Source organism: Streptomyces sp. NPDC046866, from assembly GCF_040704625.1.
Classification (GTDB): domain Bacteria; phylum Actinomycetota; class Actinomycetes; order Streptomycetales; family Streptomycetaceae; genus Streptomyces.
The window spans coordinates 74,763-90,643 of record NZ_JBEYXN010000017.1 but is presented as its reverse complement, the minus strand read 5'-3'; the positions used below and the strand labels follow the sequence as shown (position 1 = coordinate 90,643).

Sequence of the window (15,881 nt, the reverse complement as noted above, 5' to 3'; positions counted from 1 at the left end):
GGTCGGTCACCTCCGGGTCCGGGAAGACGGACCCGCGGGCTCCGGGTGCCGTCAAACGGGGTTGACGGGGAGGACGTCCGGGGAGAGGGCGGCGGCGTGGGCGGCGGCCGAGGTCATGCGGCGGCGGTGGTGGCGGCGGCAGAGGACCTCGTAGCCGATCTCCTCCGCCGGGCGGTTCACGTCGCCGACGACGACCTGCTCGCCCTCGACGACCATCTCGCCGCCGACCGTGCGGGCGTTGTGCGTGGCCCGGGCGCCGCACCAGCACAGGGCCTCGACCTGGAGCTGCTCGATCCGGTCGGCCAGCTCGATCAGCCGCTGGGAGCCCGGGAAGAGCTTGGTGCGGAAGTCGGTGGTGATGCCGAAGGCGAAGACGTCCATCTCCAGGTCGTCCACGATGCGGGCCAGCTGGTCGATCTGCTCCGGGGCGAGGAACTGGGCCTCGTCCACGATGACGTAGTCCGCCTTGCCGCCCTTGGACAGCTGCGCGACGAGGTGCCCGTAGACGTCCATCGCGTCGGTGACCTCGACCGCGTCCGTGACCAGCCCCAGGCGCGAGGAGAGCTTGCCCTCCCCGGCCCGGTCCTGGCGGGTGAAGATCACGCCCTGCAGGCCGCGGGCCGAGCGGTTGTGGGTGATCTGGAGCGCCAGCGTACTCTTCCCGCAGTCCATCGTGCCGGAGAAAAACACCAATTCGGGCATGGAGGGAACGGGACCTTTCGGGTCGTGGTCGGCGGGAAAACGGTGGCGGTGGCGGTGCGCCGGCAGGGCGCCGGCCGTCAGGTGCGCACTTCGAGCAGCGGGACGAGCTGCTCGGCCGCGGTCATGGAGCCGTGCATGCCGGCGAGCCCGGACTCGTTGGGCTCGTTCACGGACGCGGTGATCGCGACGTCGGCCCGGGCGGCGGCGAGCACGTCCCCGATCCGCCCGAGCACCCGCTCGTCGCACTCCCCCGGCGGCCCGAACCAGCCCAGTTCCAGAGCCTCTTCGCGGCTCGCGACCCAGAACCGGTCGCCCAGCACCTCGCGCCAGACGGTCAGCACGTCGGCCTCCGCACCCGGTACGGCGTACACGTGCCGGGCCCGGCCCTCGCCGCCGAGCAGGGCGACGCCCGCGCCCAGCTCCCAGTCCTCGTCGAAGTCGATGCGCGAGTCCTCGTCGAAGGGGACGTCCACCATGCCGTGGTCGGCGGTCACGTACAGGGCGGTGCGCGGCGGGAGCTGCTCGGCGAGCCGCTGCACCAGCCGGTCGACGTACATCAACTGGCCGCGCCAGGCGTCGGAGTCGACGCCGTGCCGGTGGCCGGCCCCGTCGAGCTCGCTGTAGTACGTGTACACCAGCGAGCGGTCGCCGGCCGCGAGCCGCTCGGCGGTGAGGTCCACCCGCTCCTCGCCGGACAGCCGGCCGAGGAAGGTGCCGCCGCTCAGGGCGACCTTGGTGAGCGGGGTGGTCTGGAAGGCGGGCGAGGACACCTGGGCGGTGGCCACCCCGGCCGCGTCGGCCTCGTGGAAGACCGTCGGGTAGGGCTGCCAGGCCTTGGGCGGGGTCCAGGGGTTCCAGCGCAGCTGGTTCATCAGGCCGCCGGTGTCGGGGTTGCGCACCGCGTAGCCGGGCAGGCCGTGGCGGGCGGGCGGCAGGCCGGTGCCCACGGAGGCCAGGGAGGTGGCAGTCGTCGCCGGGAAGCCGGCGGTGAGGGGGCGCCCGGTGCCGCCGCGCGAGGTCGCGAGCAGGGAGTTCAGGTAGGGGGCCTCGTCGGGGTGGGCCTTGATCTGCTCCCAGCCCATGCCGTCGACCAGGAAGACGCAGTTGCGGTCGGCCGGGGTGAGCTCGGCGATGGCGGCGGTGTAGCCCGGCACGCCCTGGCCGGCGACCAGGGTCGGCAGCAGGTCGGCGAGCGAGCCCGAGCCGTACTCGGGCACGGGGGCGCCGGCGGGGTCCAGCAGCTCCGGCTCGTCCCAGTTCGACGGTGCGGAGTAGGACATCAGCGGGCGGAGGAGGTCGCCGCGGTCGCCTCCGAGAGCGCCTGGGCGAACAGGAGAGTCTGGCGGACCGCCTCCGGGCCGTCGCCGGCCTCGCTGACGCGCAGGCTGAGGTCGTCGGCGGTGGAGTTCCCGGTGTAGCCGTGGTCGGAGTCGCAGTTCGGGTCGCCGCAGGCGGCCGGCTCCAGGTCGATCCGGGAGACCGCGCCCCAGCCGATGGTCAGGACGACCTCGCGGGGCAGGGTGCCCGGGGTGTAGGACTCGGGGTTGGCGACGACGCGGCTGAGCACCACCGAGGAGATGCTGGCCAGCTTCACCGACTCGGTGGAGGTGGTCGCGTACGGGGACGGGGACCCGGCGTCGGCGGCCTGCTCGTCGGTGTGGCTGACGATGAAGCGGTTGTCGGTCAGGACCAGGACGGTGACGTGCCGGCGGACCTCGTTGGAGTCGAAGGTGGTCTCCTGGTGGACCAGGTACGACGAGATCGGCTCGCCGCCCACCGCGGCCTCCACGGCCTCGGCCACGAGGGCCGGGTAGTAGCCGCTGCGCTCGATCGCCGTGCGCAGCCCCTGGGTCGTCGTACCGGATTTCGCCATGGGGTCCATCCTAAGGCCCGCACGGGGCGCCCCGGCCGCCCCTGACCCGCTCAGTAGCTGGGGAGCGTCCGGGGGCCGAGGTCGGTGCGGGCGGGCGGACGGGCGATGCGGACGGCGGCGCTCAGCACCGAGAGCCCCTCGGTCGCCACCACGACGGGTTCGAGGGTGACGCCGACCACCTCGGGGTGGGCGTCGACCAGCCGCGACAGCCGCAGCAGCAGCTCCTCGAGGGCGGGGGTGTCGACGGGGTCGCTGCCGCGCCAGCCGAACAGCAGGGGCGCGGTCCGGATGGAGCGGATCAGTCCGGCGACGTCCCGGTCGGTGGCGGGCACGAGGCGGTGGGCGGTGTCGCCGAGGAGCTCGGAGGCGACGCCGGCGAGCCCGAAGGAGAGGACGGCGCCGGCGGCCGGGTCGATCACGGAGCGCACGACGGTGTCGACGCCGCGGGGCACCATGGCCTGGACGACGGGCAGCAGCTCGGCCGGGGTCCCGAGGAGGTCGGTGAGCTCGTCGTACGAGCGGCGCAGTTCGGCCTCGGTCGTCAGGTCCAGGCGTACGCCGCCGAGGTCCGCGCGGTGGCGCAGGTGCGGGGCGGTGGTCTTGAGGGCGACCGGGTAGCCGAGGGCCTCCGCGGCCCGGACCGCGGCGTCGGGGGTGGGCGCGGGCAGCGTGGGCAGGACCCGGATCCCGTAGCGGGCGAGCAGCTCGGCGGCGTCGGCGTCGGGCAGGGTGAGCACCCCGTCGCCGAGCCCGGCGCCGGGGCCCGGGCGGCCGGCGCGGGCGGCGAGTCCGGCGGGGGCGCCGAGGGCGGCCGCTGCGCCGGGGCCGGGGCCGGCCTCCGCGGCGCTGTCGGCTGCGGCGAGGAGGCGGGCGAGCTGCGCGGCGGCCCCGGCCTCGTCGATGTCGTCGTACTCGGGCACGTGGCCGGCGTCGGCGTTGGCCCGCCGCCACTGGGCGTAGCGGACGGCTTCGGCCACGGCGCGCACGGCCCGCTCGGCGGCGGGGTAGGCGGGGATGTGCACGTCCTCGCGGGCGAGGGCGTCGACGAGCTCGGCCAGCTCGACGTTGACGACCGCCACGGGCTTGCCGGGATGCGCGGCCGCCGCGTCCCGCAGGGCGTCGGCCAGGTCGTCGGCGCCCGCCTGCTCGCTGACCCAGGGGATCGCCGTGACGACCACGGCGTCGTGCGCGTCGGAGGCCAGGGCCGCGGCCAGTGCCTGCCCGAAGTCCTCGGGGGAGGCGGCCGTGGTCAGGTCGAGCGGGGCGCCGGGCCGCAGCCCCTGGGCGAGGCAGGCGTCGTACGTGAGGAAGCCGAGCGACTCGGAGTTGCCGAGGATCGCCACGCGCGGCCCGGCGGGCAGCGGCTGCGAGGCCAGCAGCAGCCCGACGTCGACCAGTTCGGTGACGGTGTCGACCCGGATCACGCCCGCCTGGCGCAGGAGCGCGGAGACCGTGGTCTCCGGCAGCCGGGTCCCGGGCACGACGTGGCCCGCCGGGGTGTGGCGGCCGCCCTTGGCGACGACGACCGGCTTGACCGCGGCGGTGCGCCGCGCGAGGCGGGTGAACTTCCGCGGGTTGCCGAGGGTTTCGAGGTACATGAGGGCCACGTCGGTGGCCTCGTCCTCGTACCAGTACTGGAGGATGTCGTTGCCGGAGACGTCGGCGCGGTTGCCGGCGGAGACGAAGGAGGACAGCCCCTCGCCGCGGCGGAGCAGGGCGGACAGCAGGGAGATGCCGATCGCCCCGGACTGGGTGAACAGCCCGATCCGGCCCCGGACGGGAGCCGGGAAGGGCGCGAGGGAGGCGTTGAGGGCCACCTCCGGGGCGGTGTTGATGATGCCGAAGGCGTTGGGCCCGATCAGCCGCATCCCGTACGAGCGCACCTGGCGGACCAGTTCGCGCTGGCGGTCGAGGCCGGCCCGGCCGCTCTCCCCGTACCCGGCGGAGAGGACGACGAGCCCCTGTACGCCGTGCTCCCCGCAGGCGGCGACGACCTCCGGGACCCGCTCGGCGGGGACCGCGACGACGGCGAGGTCGACCGGGGCGTCGATGTCGGCGAGGGAGCGGTAGGCGCGGACGCCGTCCAGCAGGTCGCCTTCCATGCCGGGGGCGCGGGCCTCGTTCACGGCGTAGAGGTGGCCGCGGAAGCCGCTGTCGCGGAGGTTGCGCAGGGCCGCCGCGCCGACGCCGCCGCCGGAGCGGCTGGCACCGATGACGGCGACGGAGCCGGGGGCGAGCAGCCGCTGGACGGAGCGGGCCTCGGCGCGCTGTTCGCGGGCGCGCTGGACCGCGAGGGACTCGGCGGTCGGCTCCAGGTCGAGGGTCAGGTGGACGGAGCCGTCCTCGAAGGTGCGCTTCTGCTGGTAGCCGGCGTCCGTGAACACCTTGATCATCTTGGTGTTGGCGGGCAGCACCTCGGCCGCGAAGCGGCGGATGCCGCGCTCGCGGGCCACCGCGCCGATGTGCTCCAGCAGTGCGGAGGCGACGCCGCGGCCCTGGTGGGCGTCCTGCACGAGGAAGGCGACCTCGGCCTCGTCGGCGGGGCCGGAGGCGGGCCGGCCGTCGGAGCCGATCCGGTCGTAGCGGACGGTGCCGATGAACTCCTCGCCGACGGTCGCGGCGAGGCCGACGCGGTCGACGTAGTCGTGGTGCGTGAAGCGGTGGACGTCGCGCTCGGAGAGCCGGGGGTGCGGGGCGAAGAAGCGGTAGTACTTCGACTCGTCGGAGACCTGCTCGTAGAAGCTGACCAGCCGGCCGGCGTCCTCGGTGGTGATGGGCCTGATGCGGGCGGTGCCGCCGTCGCGCAGGACGACGTCGGCCTCCCAGTGGGCCGGGTACGCGGGGTCCGACGCGGTGGTCATGCGGCGATCTTAAGGCCAGAGCGGGCCGGGGAGCTCCTGCGCGGCGGAGGCGGCAAGCCGGGGCGAATCGGTGCAAGCTGGGGTGGTCGGCACCTCGGGAGGCCCGGACCGGAGGCCGGTCGGAGCACCCGGGACCTTGTGGGATAGTGGTCTAGACAACCGTAAGAACCTGAAGGGCATCACCATGGCAGAGCGCCGCGTCAACGTCGGCTGGGCCGAGGGCCTGCACGCTCGTCCCGCCTCGATCTTCGTTCGGGCGACGACCGCTTCCGGGGTCCCGGTGACCATCGCGAAGGCCGACGGCACCCCCGTCAACGCCGCGTCCATGCTCGCGGTGCTGGGCCTGGGCGCCCAGGGCGGCGAGGAGATCATCCTGGCGTCCGACGCCGAGGGTGCCGAGGCGGCCCTGGACCGCCTGGCGAAGCTGGTCGCCGAGGGCCTCGAGGAGCTCCCTGAGACGGTCTGACCCTTCGGGTTCCCCCGCGCGGACGGCGCGGGAAACCACAGGAGCCGCGGCCACCGGGAATTTCCGGTGGCCGCGGCTCCTGTCGTTTGCCCCTCAGGACCGGGGCGTCGAAAAGACACGAAGAAAGAGCGCGGAGAAAGGCACAAGGAATACGTGCACAAAAAGCGCGCACCCGGTGCCCGCGCACATACGCCGCCCCTTTGCATCCCCCTTCATACGCGGGTTCTGTTAATGGGAGCCGCTCGCCATGTTTACGGCACGTTGCGAAGTCCTCACCCGCAGCCGGTAGGCCCCCGCCGTCCGGTCCGCGTGCCCGGCGGTCAGCGCCCGCGCCCGCTCGGCGTCGCCGCGCGCCACCGCGTCCACGATCGCCCCGTGCTCCGCCCAGCACTCCACGGGCCGCTGCGGCGCCTGCACCGCGTACATCCAGGCGACCTTGTGCCGCATCTGGACGAGCAGCGCGATCAGCCCGGGGCTGCCGGAGGCCTGCGCCAGCGTCTCGTGGAACCAGCTCCCCAGGGCCCGCAGGTCCTCGCCCTGGCCCTGGCGGGCCCGCTCCTGTCCCAGCCTGACCAGCCCGCGCAGCACCTTGAGGTGGGCCTCGGTGCGGCGCCGGGCCGCCCGGGTCGCAGCCAGCGGCTCCAGCAGCATCCGCAGCTCCAGCAGGTCGGCGGCCTCCTGCTCGGTCGGCTCCGCAACGCAGGCGCCCGCATGCCGGCGGGTGGTCACGAACCCCTCGGACTCCAGCGTCCGCAGGGCCTCGCGGACCGGGACGCGGGAGACGCCGTAGCGGCGGGCCAGCACCTCCTCGGTCAGCCGCGCGCCCGGTTGGAATGCCCCGGAGACGATGTCGTCGCGGATTGCAGTGCATACCGCGTGCGCGGGAATACGCAAGACCGGACCTCCGCCCATTTCTCCGCCTTTTCCGGCTGCCCGGGCGTCTTCGCCGCCGCCGTACCGGGATCGTACTGAGACTCTATTGCAATACGCGGAATTTTCCGAGCGCAGGCGGAAATCGGCTTCTCTTTTGAGCCGCAACGCGAGAACCCCGGCTCGGCGAGCCGGGGTTCTGTGCGAAGCGGTGCAGCGGTGCAGCGGGGCTGCTCGACGCCGCGTCGGGTCAGAGGTCGACGCCGTGGCTGCGCAGGTACGAGACGGGGTCGATGTCCGAGCCGTACGTGGCGCCGGTGCGGGCCTCGAAGTGCAGGTGCGGGCCGCTGGAGTTGCCGGTGGAGCCCGACAGGCCGATCTGCTGGCCCGGGGTGACCGTCTCGCCGACGGAGACGCTCAGCGAGGACATGTGGCCGTACTGGGTGTAGGTGCCGTCGTTGTGGCGGATGACGACGTTGTTGCCGTACGCGCCGCCCCAGCCGGCCTCGACCACGGTGCCGGCGCCGACCGCGTGGACCGAGGTGCCGGAGGCCGCGTGGAAGTCGATGCCGGTGTGGCTGCCGGAGGACCACATGCCGCCGCCGGCGTGGTACTGGGTGCTGATGTAGGTGTCGTCCAGCGGCGAGACGAAGGTGTTGAGGCGCTTGCGCTCCTCCTCGCGGGCGGCGCGCTCGGCGGCCTCGCGCTCGGCCTTCGCCTTCTCCTCGGCCTTCTGCTTGGCCTCGGCGGCGCGGGCTGCGGCGTCGGCCTCGGCCTTGGCCTTGAGGGCGGCGGCCTCCGCGGCGTTGCGCTGGGCGTCGGCCTGGGCCTCGATCTGGCCCTGGAGGTCCTCTGCGGTGACGACCGCGTTCAGGCCGGTGTCCTCCATGGAGGGCTTGTGGTCCGTAGCGGCGAACGCCGGGGCTGCGAGAGTGCCCACCACGCCGGTCGTGGCGAGGGCGGCGACGCCGGCGTAACCGGCGGTCTTGCGGCTCAGGCGGCTGGAACCACGGTGCTTGCCGGCGGCACGACTGCCAAAGGCCATGGAGGGGCTGATCCTTTCCTTCCTTCTCGCCTACCGGGTTAGCTGACGGGTTCGGAGCAGGAAGGTCTCCTACGGGCCCCTCTGGCGAGGCGGCCCGATTCACCCCAGGGACTGTGGGTCCCCGGCTCCCCAGGCTCGCGCCTGACGGGGACTCGGCGATCGCTGCCCGGTGCCGCGGGTGCGGCGCGTACAAACCGACGGACAGCACGCCCGACGCTAGGCGGATCATCAGTCAATCGCCAAACAGACGCGCGGTTTTGTTGCGTACGCCACATCCCATACGAGCAACCTTGGGGCCAATTGGACATAAAGGGCCCCGATGGCCAAGCCATCGGGGCCCTTCGACTTTCGCCGTGCGCCGACGCGTCAGCGGCGCACCACCGGGTCATCGACCGTGCGGCGCCGGTCAGTTGGTGACGACGGTCACCTCTCCGATGCCCAGCGCGCGCACCGGCTCCTCGATCTGCGAGGCGTCACCGACGAGCACGGTGACCAGGCGGTCCACCGGGAAGGCCTTGACGACCGCCGTGGTGGCCTCCACGGTGCCCGTGTTCGCCAACTGGGCGTACAGCCGGGCCTGGTAGTCGTCCGGCAGCTCCTGCTCGACCTGGTCGGCGAGCGTGCCCGCGACGGCGGCGGCCGTCTCGAACTTCAGCGGGGCCACCCCGACCAGGTTCTGCACGGCGACGTCCCGTTCGGCATCGGTCAGACCCTCCTCGGCGAGGGTGCGCAGCACCTTCCACAGGTCCTCCAGCGCGGGGCCGGTGTTGGGGGTGTCCACCGAGCCGCTGATGGCGAGCATCGAGGCCCCGCGTCCGTCGGCGGTGGAGCGCAGCACCTGGCCGAACGCGCGCACGCCGTAGGTGTACCCCTTCTCCTCGCGCAGCACCTTGTCCAGGCGCGAGGTGAGGGTGCCGCCCAGGCAGTACGTGCCCAGCACCTGAGCCGCCCAGACGCTGTCGTGCCGGTCCGGCCCGATCCGGCCGATGAGCAGCTGCGTCTGGACCGCGCCGGGCCGGTCCACGATGACCACCCGGCCGGTGTCGTCGGCGGTCACCGGCGGCACGGGGCGGGCCTCGGCGGTGTCGCCGGTCCAGGCGCCCAGGGTGTCCGCCAGCACGGCGTCCAGGTCGATGCCGGTCAGGTCGCCGACGACCACGGCGGTGGCCGTGGCGGGGCGCACGTGGGCCTCGTAGAAGGCGCGGACGGCCGCGGAGTCGATCCGGGCGACGGTCTCCTCGGTGCCCTGGCGCGGCCGGGACATGCGCAGGGAGGCCGGGAAGAGCTGGCGGGAGAGCTCCTTGGCGGCGCGGCGCTGCGGGTTGGCCAGCTCGTGCGGGATCTCGTCGAGGCGGTTGCGCACCAGGCGGTCGACCTCGCTGTCGGCGAAGGCCGGCGCCCGCAGCGCCTCGGCGACCAGGCCCAGGGCCTTGTGCAGCCGGGAGGCCGGGACCTCCAGGGAGACCCGCAGGCCGGGGTGGTCGGCGTGGGCGTCGAGGGTGGCTCCGCAGCGCTCGAGCTCGGCGGCGAACTCCTCGGCGGAGTGCTTGTCGGTGCCCTCGGACAGCGCCCGGGCCATGATGGTCGCCACGCCGTCCAGGCCCTCGGGCTCGGCGTCCAGCGGGGCGGCGAGGTTGACCTCGACGGCGACCACCTGCTGGCCCGGGCGGTGGCAGCGCAGCACCGTCATGCCGTTGGGCAACGCACCGCGCTCGGGGGCCGGGAAGGCCCAGGGGCGGGCCTCGCCGGCCTGCGGCCGCGGGTGGAAGGTCATCGTGACGGCTGCGGTGTCGCTCACTGCTCCGCCCCCTCGTTCTCGTTCTGGTTCGCGGCGTCGTCATCGGCAGCGGCGTCGGCCGCGAGGGGCTCGTACACCAGCACCGCGCGGTTGTCGGGGCGCAGCCGGGCCGCGGCCACGGCCTGCACCTCCTCGGCGGTGATGTCGAGGACCCGCTGCACGGCGGTCAGGGCGAGCTGCGGGTCGCCGAAGAGGACGGCGAAGCGGCACAGTTCGTCGGCGCGGCCGGCCACGGTGCTCAGCCGGTCGAGCCACTCGCGCTCCAGCTGCGCCTGGGCGCGCTCCATCTCCTCGGCCGTCGGGCCCTCGGCGGCGAACCGGGCGAGCTCCTCGTCCACGGCGGCCTCGATGGCGGGCACCTCGACACCGCTGGAGGTCTTCACGTCCAGCCAGCCCATGGAGGGGGCGCCGGCCAGGCGGAGCATGCCGAAGCTGGCGGCGACGGCCGTCTGGTCGCGGCGTACCAGGCGGTTGTGCAGCCGGGAGGACTCGCCGCCGCCGAGGACGGTGAGGGCCACGTCGGCGGCGTCGCACTCGCGGGTGCCGTCGTGCGGCAGGCGGTAGGCGGCCATCAGCGCGCGGGCCGGGACCTCCTCGACGATCTCCTCGCGGAGCTCGCGGCCCATGATCTCGGGCAGGCTGCCGTCGCGCGGCGGCTTCTTGCCGTCGTGCGAGGGGATCGTGCCGAAGTACTTCTCGATCCAGGCCAGGGTCTGGGCCGGGTCGATGTCGCCGACGACCGACAGCACCGCGTTGTTCGGCGCGTAGTACGTGCGGAAGAAGGCGCGGGCGTCCTCCAGCGAGGCCGCGTCCAGGTCGGCCATCGAACCGATCGGCGTGTGGTGGTACGGGTGGCCGTCGGGGTAGGCCAGGGCGGTCAGCCGCTCGAAGGCCGTGCCGTAGGGGACGTTGTCGTAGCGCTGGCGGCGCTCGTTCTTGACGACGTCGCGCTGGTTCTCCATGGACTCCTCGTCCAGGGCGGCCAGCAGCGAGCCCATCCGGTCGGCCTCCAGCCAGAGCGCGAGCTCCAGCTGGTGGGCCGGCATGGTCTCGAAGTAGTTCGTGCGCTCGAAGCTCGTGGTGCCGTTCAGCGAACCGCCGGCGCCCTGGACCAGCTCGAAGTGCCCGTTGCCCGGTACGCTCGCCGAGCCCTGGAACATCAGGTGCTCGAAGAGGTGAGCCAGACCGGTGCGCCCCTTGACTTCGTGGCGCGAGCCGACGTCGTACCAGAGGCAGACGGCGGCGACCGGGGTCAGGTGGTCCTCGGAGAGCACCACGCGCAGGCCGTTGGCCAGCCGGTGTTCGGTCGCTGTCAGGCCGCCGGAGCCGGCCTGGGCTGTGGCCGTGTGACCCATGGGCATGTGGTCCCTTCGATCGCGATGCAGAGATTTGTGTCAGACCTGCCACTGTATGCAAGCGCGTCGGGCACCGGGGAAGTTCCCGGCTCAGGCCTGGGTCGGAGTCGGCGCTGTCGGAGCCTCGGGCCACAATGGTCCGCGACACCCCGGCGGGCCCGTCCGGGCTCCCGGCCCCGACCCCGCCCGACGCCCTACCCCGCCAGACCCCCAGCACACCTTCTTTCTTGGTTAAGGAGCCGCGCAGCGATGGCCCGCCGCAGCACGAAGACCCCGCCGCCGGAGGATTTCGAGGAGAACATCCTCGACATCGACGTCGTCGACGAAATGCAGGGCTCCTTCCTCGAGTACGCGTACTCGGTGATCTACTCCCGCGCCCTGCCCGACGCCCGGGACGGCATGAAGCCGGTCCACCGGCGCATCGTCTACCAGATGAACGAGATGGGCCTGCGCCCCGACCGCGGGTACGTCAAGTGCGCCCGCGTCGTCGGCGAGGTCATGGGCAAGCTGCACCCGCACGGCGACGCGTCGATCTACGACGCCCTCGTCCGCATGGCGCAGCCCTTCTCGATGCGGCTGCCGCTCGTCGACGGCCACGGCAACTTCGGCTCCCTGGGCAACGACGACCCGCCGGCCGCCATGCGCTACACCGAGTGCCGGATGGCCGACGCGACGTCACTGATGACGGAGTCGATCGACGAGGACACCGTCGACTTCACCGCCAACTACGACGGCCAGGAGCGCGAGCCGGTCGCGCTGCCCGCCGCGTACCCGAACCTGCTGGTCAACGGCGCGTCCGGGATCGCGGTCGGCATGGCCACCAACATGCCCCCGCACAACCTGGGCGAGGTCATCGCGGCCGCCCGCCACCTGATCCGCTACCCGCAGGCGGACCTGGAGGCGCTGATGCGCTTCGTGCCGGGTCCCGACCTGCCCACCGGGGGCCGGATCGTGGGCCTGTCCGGGATCAAGGACGCGTACGAGAACGGCCGCGGCACCTTCAAGATCCGCGCGACGGTGTCCGTGGAGGACGTGACCGCGCGCCGCAAGGGCCTGGTCGTCACGGAACTGCCCTTCACCGTCGGCCCCGAGAAGGTCGTCGCGAAGATCAAGGACCTGGTCGGGTCGAAGAAGCTCCAGGGCATCGCGGACGTGAAGGACCTGACCGACCGCGCGCACGGCCTGCGCCTGGTCATCGAGGTCAAGAACGGCTTCCACCCCGAGGCCGTGCTGGAGCAGCTCTACAAGCTGACGCCGATGGAGGAGTCCTTCGGCATCAACAACGTGGCCCTGGTCGACGGCCAGCCGCTCACGCTGGGCCTCAAGGAGCTGCTGGAGGTCTACCTCGACCACCGCTTCGACGTCGTGCGCCGGCGCAGCGAGTTCCGCCGCGGCAAGCGGCGCGACCGCCTCCACCTGGTCGAGGGCCTGCTCGTGGCCCTGCTCGACATCGACGAGGTCATCCGGATCATCCGCGACAGCGACAACTCCGCCCAGGCCAAGGAGCGCCTGATGGAGCGCTTCTCGCTGAGCGAGGTCCAGACCCAGTACATCCTCGACACCCCGCTGCGCCGGCTCACCCGCTTCGACCGGATCGAGCTGGAGTCCGAGCGCGACCGGCTCACCGCCGAGATCGAGGAGCTGACCCGGATCCTGGACTCCGACGCCGAGCTGCGCAAGCTGGTCTCCTCGGAGCTGGCAGCGGTCGCCAAGAAGTTCGGCACCGAGCGCCGCACCGTCCTGCTGGAGTCGGCGGGGGCCCCGGTCGCGGCGGTTCCGCTGGAGGTCGCGGACGACCCGTGCCGGGTGCTGCTGTCCTCGACGGGCCTGCTGGCCCGCACGGCGACGGGCGACCCGGTTCCGTGCGAGGAGGGCGGGGCCCGCGCCAAGCACGACCTGATCGTCTCGCAGGTGGCGGCCACGGCCCGGGCCGACGTCGGCGCGGTCACCTCCCACGGGCGCCTGCTGCGGCTGTCGGTGATCGACCTGCCGCAGCTCCCGGACACCCACGCCGCGCCGAACCTGGCCGGCGGGGCCCCCCTGTCGGAGTTCCTCTCCGGGCTGGCGCCGGACGAGAAGGTGGTCTGCCTGACCTCGCTGGACGAGTCCTCGCAGGGCCTGGCCCTGGGCACCGAGCAGGGCGTGGTCAAGCGCGTCGTGCCGGACTACCCGGCGAACAAGGACGAGCTGGAGGTCATCACCCTCAAGGAGGGCGACCGCATCGTCGGCGCGGTGGAACTGCGCACGGGCGAGGAGGACCTCGTCTTCATCACCGACGACGCACAGCTGCTGCGCTACCCGGCGGGACAGGTGCGCCCGCAGGGCCGCCCGGCGGGCGGCATGGCGGGCATCAAGCTCGCCGAGGGCGCCAAGGTGATCCACTTCTCGGCGGTGGACCCGGCCCGCGACGCCGTGGTCTTCACGGTGGCCGGCTCGCACGGGACGCTGGACGACTCGGTGCGTTCGGGCAAGCTGACCCCGTTCGACCAGTACCCGCGCAAGGGCCGCGCCACCGGCGGCGTGCGCTGCCAGCGCTTCCTGAAGGGCGAGGACATGCTGACCCTGGCCTGGGCGGGCAACGCGCCGGCCCGGGCGGCGTCCGCGAACGGCAGCCCGGTCGAGCTGCCCGCGGCGGACCCGCGCCGCGACGGTTCGGGGGCCGCGCTGCCCGGTGCCGTGGCCGTGGTGGCGGGGGCCCCGCTGTAGGACGGACCGAGGCGTTCGGGTGGTGCGACCCGCGGGACGTACCACCCGAATGCCGACTAGTGTTTTCCCTCTCGGTGTTGGTGGGGGGAGTACACAGCTGATGAGTCGTCGGCCGGGCGGATTGATCGGGGACTGGGCCGAGGCCCAGCGCCGGCAGCAGCAGACGCAGGTGATCCAGCAGCGGGAGGCGGAGCGGCGCCGGCGGGCCTACGAACGGGAGGCCGACCGCAGCCACCGCCAGTACCGCGAGGCCGAGGCCCTGCGGCGTACCGCGCAGCTCGACGCCGAGGTGGACGCGCTCAAGCGGCTGCTGGTGGCGGGCTGCCGAGCGCCGGCCTTCCGGATGGCCGCCCTGGTGCGGTCCGAGCAGCTCGAGCCGTTCAACCCGGGGGCGCTGGCGCAGCCGGTGCCCCTGCCCCGCCTCGAGGACTTCCAGCAGCAGAGCAGCGGCTGGACGCTCGGCTCGAACCACCGGGCGCAGGCGGAGCGGGAGGCGCACGCCCGGTACGCCGAGGCCTGGCAGGCGGCGAGTGCCGCGGAGGCACAGCGGCAGCAGCAGCTGGCGGCGTACCGCCGGGAGTACGACCGGTGGGCGGAGGAGCAGCTCGCCGGGGTACGGGCGCACAACAGCGGGCTCGCCGAGCTGGCCGAGGCCCTGCGCTCGGGCGACGCCGAGGCCGCCGTGGAGTACTTCTCGGCCGCTCTGTACGCCTCGGCGGCCTGGCCGGAGAGCCTGCCGCGGCAGGTGTCGGCCGCGTACGACCCGGCCGCGCGCCAGCTGGTGCTGGACTGGGAGCTGCCCGGCTACGCGGTGGTGCCCGAGGCCAGGGCGGTGCAGTACCTGCCGAGCACGGGCCAGGACAAGGTCAAGCCCCGCCCGGTCACGGAGCGGCGGGCGCTGTACCGGGACCTGCTGGCGCAGTGCATGCTGCTGGTGGTGCGCGAGCTGTACGCGGCGGACGAGTTCGGCGTGCTGGACTCCGTCGTGGTGAACGGCTTCGTGGACTGCCACGATCCGGCCACCGGGCGGGAGGCGCGCTTCGTGCTCGCCACCGTGCCGGCGGGGCGCAGCGCGTTCGCGGGGCTGCGGCTGGAGCAGGTCAGCGCGGTGGACTGCCTCGTGTCGGGCTTGGGCGGGCAGCTGTCGGCGCGCCCCGACCAGCTGACGGCGGTGCGGCCCGGGCGCCGGCCCGACGAGGTGGGTGGCGGTGTCGTCAGCCACGGCGGGCAGGCGGGCGGCGCGCAGGAGGACGAGCCGGACCTCTTCGCCATGGACCCGATCGACTTCGAGAACCTGGTGGCGGAGCTGTTCCGGGCCATGGGCATGGAGGCGGTCACGACCCAGCGCTCCGGCGACGGCGGGGTGGACGTGGAGGCCCTGGACCCGGCGCCGATCCGGGGCGGGCGGATCGTGGTGCAGGTCAAGCGCTACCGGAACACGGTGCCGCCGACGGCCGTGCGCGATCTGTACGGCACGGTCCAGGACAAGGGTGCGAACAAGGGGGTGCTGGTCACCACGGCCTCCTTCGGGCCGGGCTCGTACACCTTCGCCGACGGCAAGCCGCTGGAACTGGTGCCGGGCCCCGCGCTGGTGGAGCTCCTGCACCAGCACGGCCTGCGCGGCCGCCTGGGCCCGTCCGGGGCGGCGGCCTCCGCGGCCCGCAGTGCGCCCGCCGCCCCGGACCACAACGTCCTGGGCATGACGTGGTCCGGCCGGGTCGCTTTGGACGTGTGCGCCCTGGTCTGCCAGGGCAACCGGGTCCTCGGCGAGGACCACTTCGTCTTCTACAACAACCCGCAGACCCCGGACGGCTCGGTCCGCAGCGTTGCGCACAGGGCACCCGACAAGGCCGCACTGGCGGTCTCCTTCGACGCCCTGCCGGAGCGGGCCGACCGGCTGGCCCTGGTCGCCGCGGTCGACCCGGAGGCCGACCCGCACGCCGACCTGGCCGGCTTCACGGACGCCCGGATCCGGCTGCTGGCCGCCGACGGCACGGAACTCGGCACGCTGGACGTCTCCGACGGCCGCCCGGGCGAAACCGCACTGGTCCTGGGCTCCTTCCGGCGCCGCCCCAACGGCGACTGGGACTTCGTGGCGGGCGGCAAGGGCTACCGCGGCGGACTGGAGGACCTCCTGCACGACTACGGCGTCGAGGTCGCCTGACCCCCGCCCGCCCGTTCCCCGACCGAAGCCACCCGCCCCCG

11 protein-coding genes and 1 riboswitch are annotated in these 15,881 nt (G+C 73.5%); of the genes, 3 read left to right on the top strand and 8 right to left on the bottom strand.

Annotation, left to right across the window (positions count from 1 at the left end; genetic code table 11):
* Nucleotides 1-51 precede the first annotated feature (51 nt).
* From AB0953_RS23595 to AB0953_RS23580, 4 genes are all read right to left on the bottom strand, one after another.
* Nucleotides 52-702 carry a thymidine kinase gene (locus AB0953_RS23595; protein ID WP_366861521.1) on the bottom strand — a complete coding sequence of 217 codons (651 nt, stop codon included), beginning with the start codon at nucleotides 700-702 and terminating at the stop codon, nucleotides 52-54.
* Nucleotides 703-779: 77 nt separating this feature from the next.
* Nucleotides 780-1,982 carry a nucleotide pyrophosphatase/phosphodiesterase family protein gene (locus AB0953_RS23590; protein WP_366861520.1) on the bottom strand — a complete coding sequence of 401 codons (1,203 nt, stop codon included), beginning with the start codon at nucleotides 1,980-1,982 and terminating at the stop codon, nucleotides 780-782.
* Nucleotides 1,982-2,575: a DUF5998 family protein gene (locus tag AB0953_RS23585; protein ID WP_361904782.1), complete on the bottom strand. Its 594-nt coding sequence runs from the start codon at nucleotides 2,573-2,575 to the stop codon at nucleotides 1,982-1,984. The genes AB0953_RS23590 and AB0953_RS23585 overlap by 1 nt, the downstream gene beginning before the upstream one ends.
* A gap of 50 nt (nucleotides 2,576-2,625) precedes the next feature.
* A complete protein-coding gene (locus AB0953_RS23580) occupies nucleotides 2,626-5,436 on the bottom strand; it encodes a GNAT family N-acetyltransferase (RefSeq protein ID WP_366861519.1) in 2,811 nt (936 codons plus the stop codon).
* Nucleotides 5,437-5,620: 184 nt separating this feature from the next.
* On the opposite strand from AB0953_RS23580, the gene AB0953_RS23575 reads away from it, so the two are divergent.
* On the top strand, nucleotides 5,621-5,902 hold the full coding sequence (locus tag AB0953_RS23575; protein WP_366861518.1) for an HPr family phosphocarrier protein: 282 nt from the start codon (nucleotides 5,621-5,623) through the stop codon (nucleotides 5,900-5,902).
* 228 nt (nucleotides 5,903-6,130) lie between these two features.
* On the opposite strand, the gene AB0953_RS23570 is transcribed toward AB0953_RS23575, so the two are convergent.
* The 4 genes from AB0953_RS23570 to AB0953_RS23555 form a co-directional block, all read right to left on the bottom strand.
* Nucleotides 6,131-6,796 (bottom strand): GntR family transcriptional regulator, encoded by a 666-nt coding sequence (locus tag AB0953_RS23570; RefSeq protein WP_366861517.1) that lies wholly within the window; start codon nucleotides 6,794-6,796, stop codon nucleotides 6,131-6,133.
* A 226-nt stretch (nucleotides 6,797-7,022) separates the two neighbouring features.
* Nucleotides 7,023-7,817, bottom strand: coding sequence for a M23 family metallopeptidase (locus AB0953_RS23565; protein ID WP_366861516.1), 795 nt, complete (start codon nucleotides 7,815-7,817; stop codon nucleotides 7,023-7,025).
* A 13-nt stretch (nucleotides 7,818-7,830) separates the two neighbouring features.
* A riboswitch (cyclic di-AMP (ydaO/yuaA leader) is annotated at nucleotides 7,831-7,985 on the bottom strand.
* A 238-nt stretch (nucleotides 7,986-8,223) separates the two neighbouring features.
* Nucleotides 8,224-9,591, bottom strand: a complete 1,368-nt coding sequence (locus AB0953_RS23560) for a pitrilysin family protein (RefSeq protein WP_366861585.1) — start codon at nucleotides 9,589-9,591, stop codon at nucleotides 8,224-8,226.
* Nucleotides 9,592-9,611: 20 nt separating this feature from the next.
* Nucleotides 9,612-10,970, bottom strand: a complete 1,359-nt coding sequence (locus AB0953_RS23555; protein WP_366861515.1) for a pitrilysin family protein — start codon at nucleotides 10,968-10,970, stop codon at nucleotides 9,612-9,614.
* Between the two features lie 249 nt (nucleotides 10,971-11,219).
* On the opposite strand from AB0953_RS23555, the gene AB0953_RS23550 reads away from it, so the two are divergent.
* Entirely contained in the window at nucleotides 11,220-13,676 is a 2,457-nt protein-coding gene (locus tag AB0953_RS23550) for a DNA topoisomerase IV subunit A (RefSeq protein WP_366861514.1), read from the top strand.
* A gap of 100 nt (nucleotides 13,677-13,776) precedes the next feature.
* On the top strand, nucleotides 13,777-15,840 hold the full coding sequence (locus AB0953_RS23545; protein ID WP_366861513.1) for a restriction endonuclease: 2,064 nt from the start codon (nucleotides 13,777-13,779) through the stop codon (nucleotides 15,838-15,840).
* The last annotated feature ends 41 nt before the right edge of the window (nucleotides 15,841-15,881 follow it).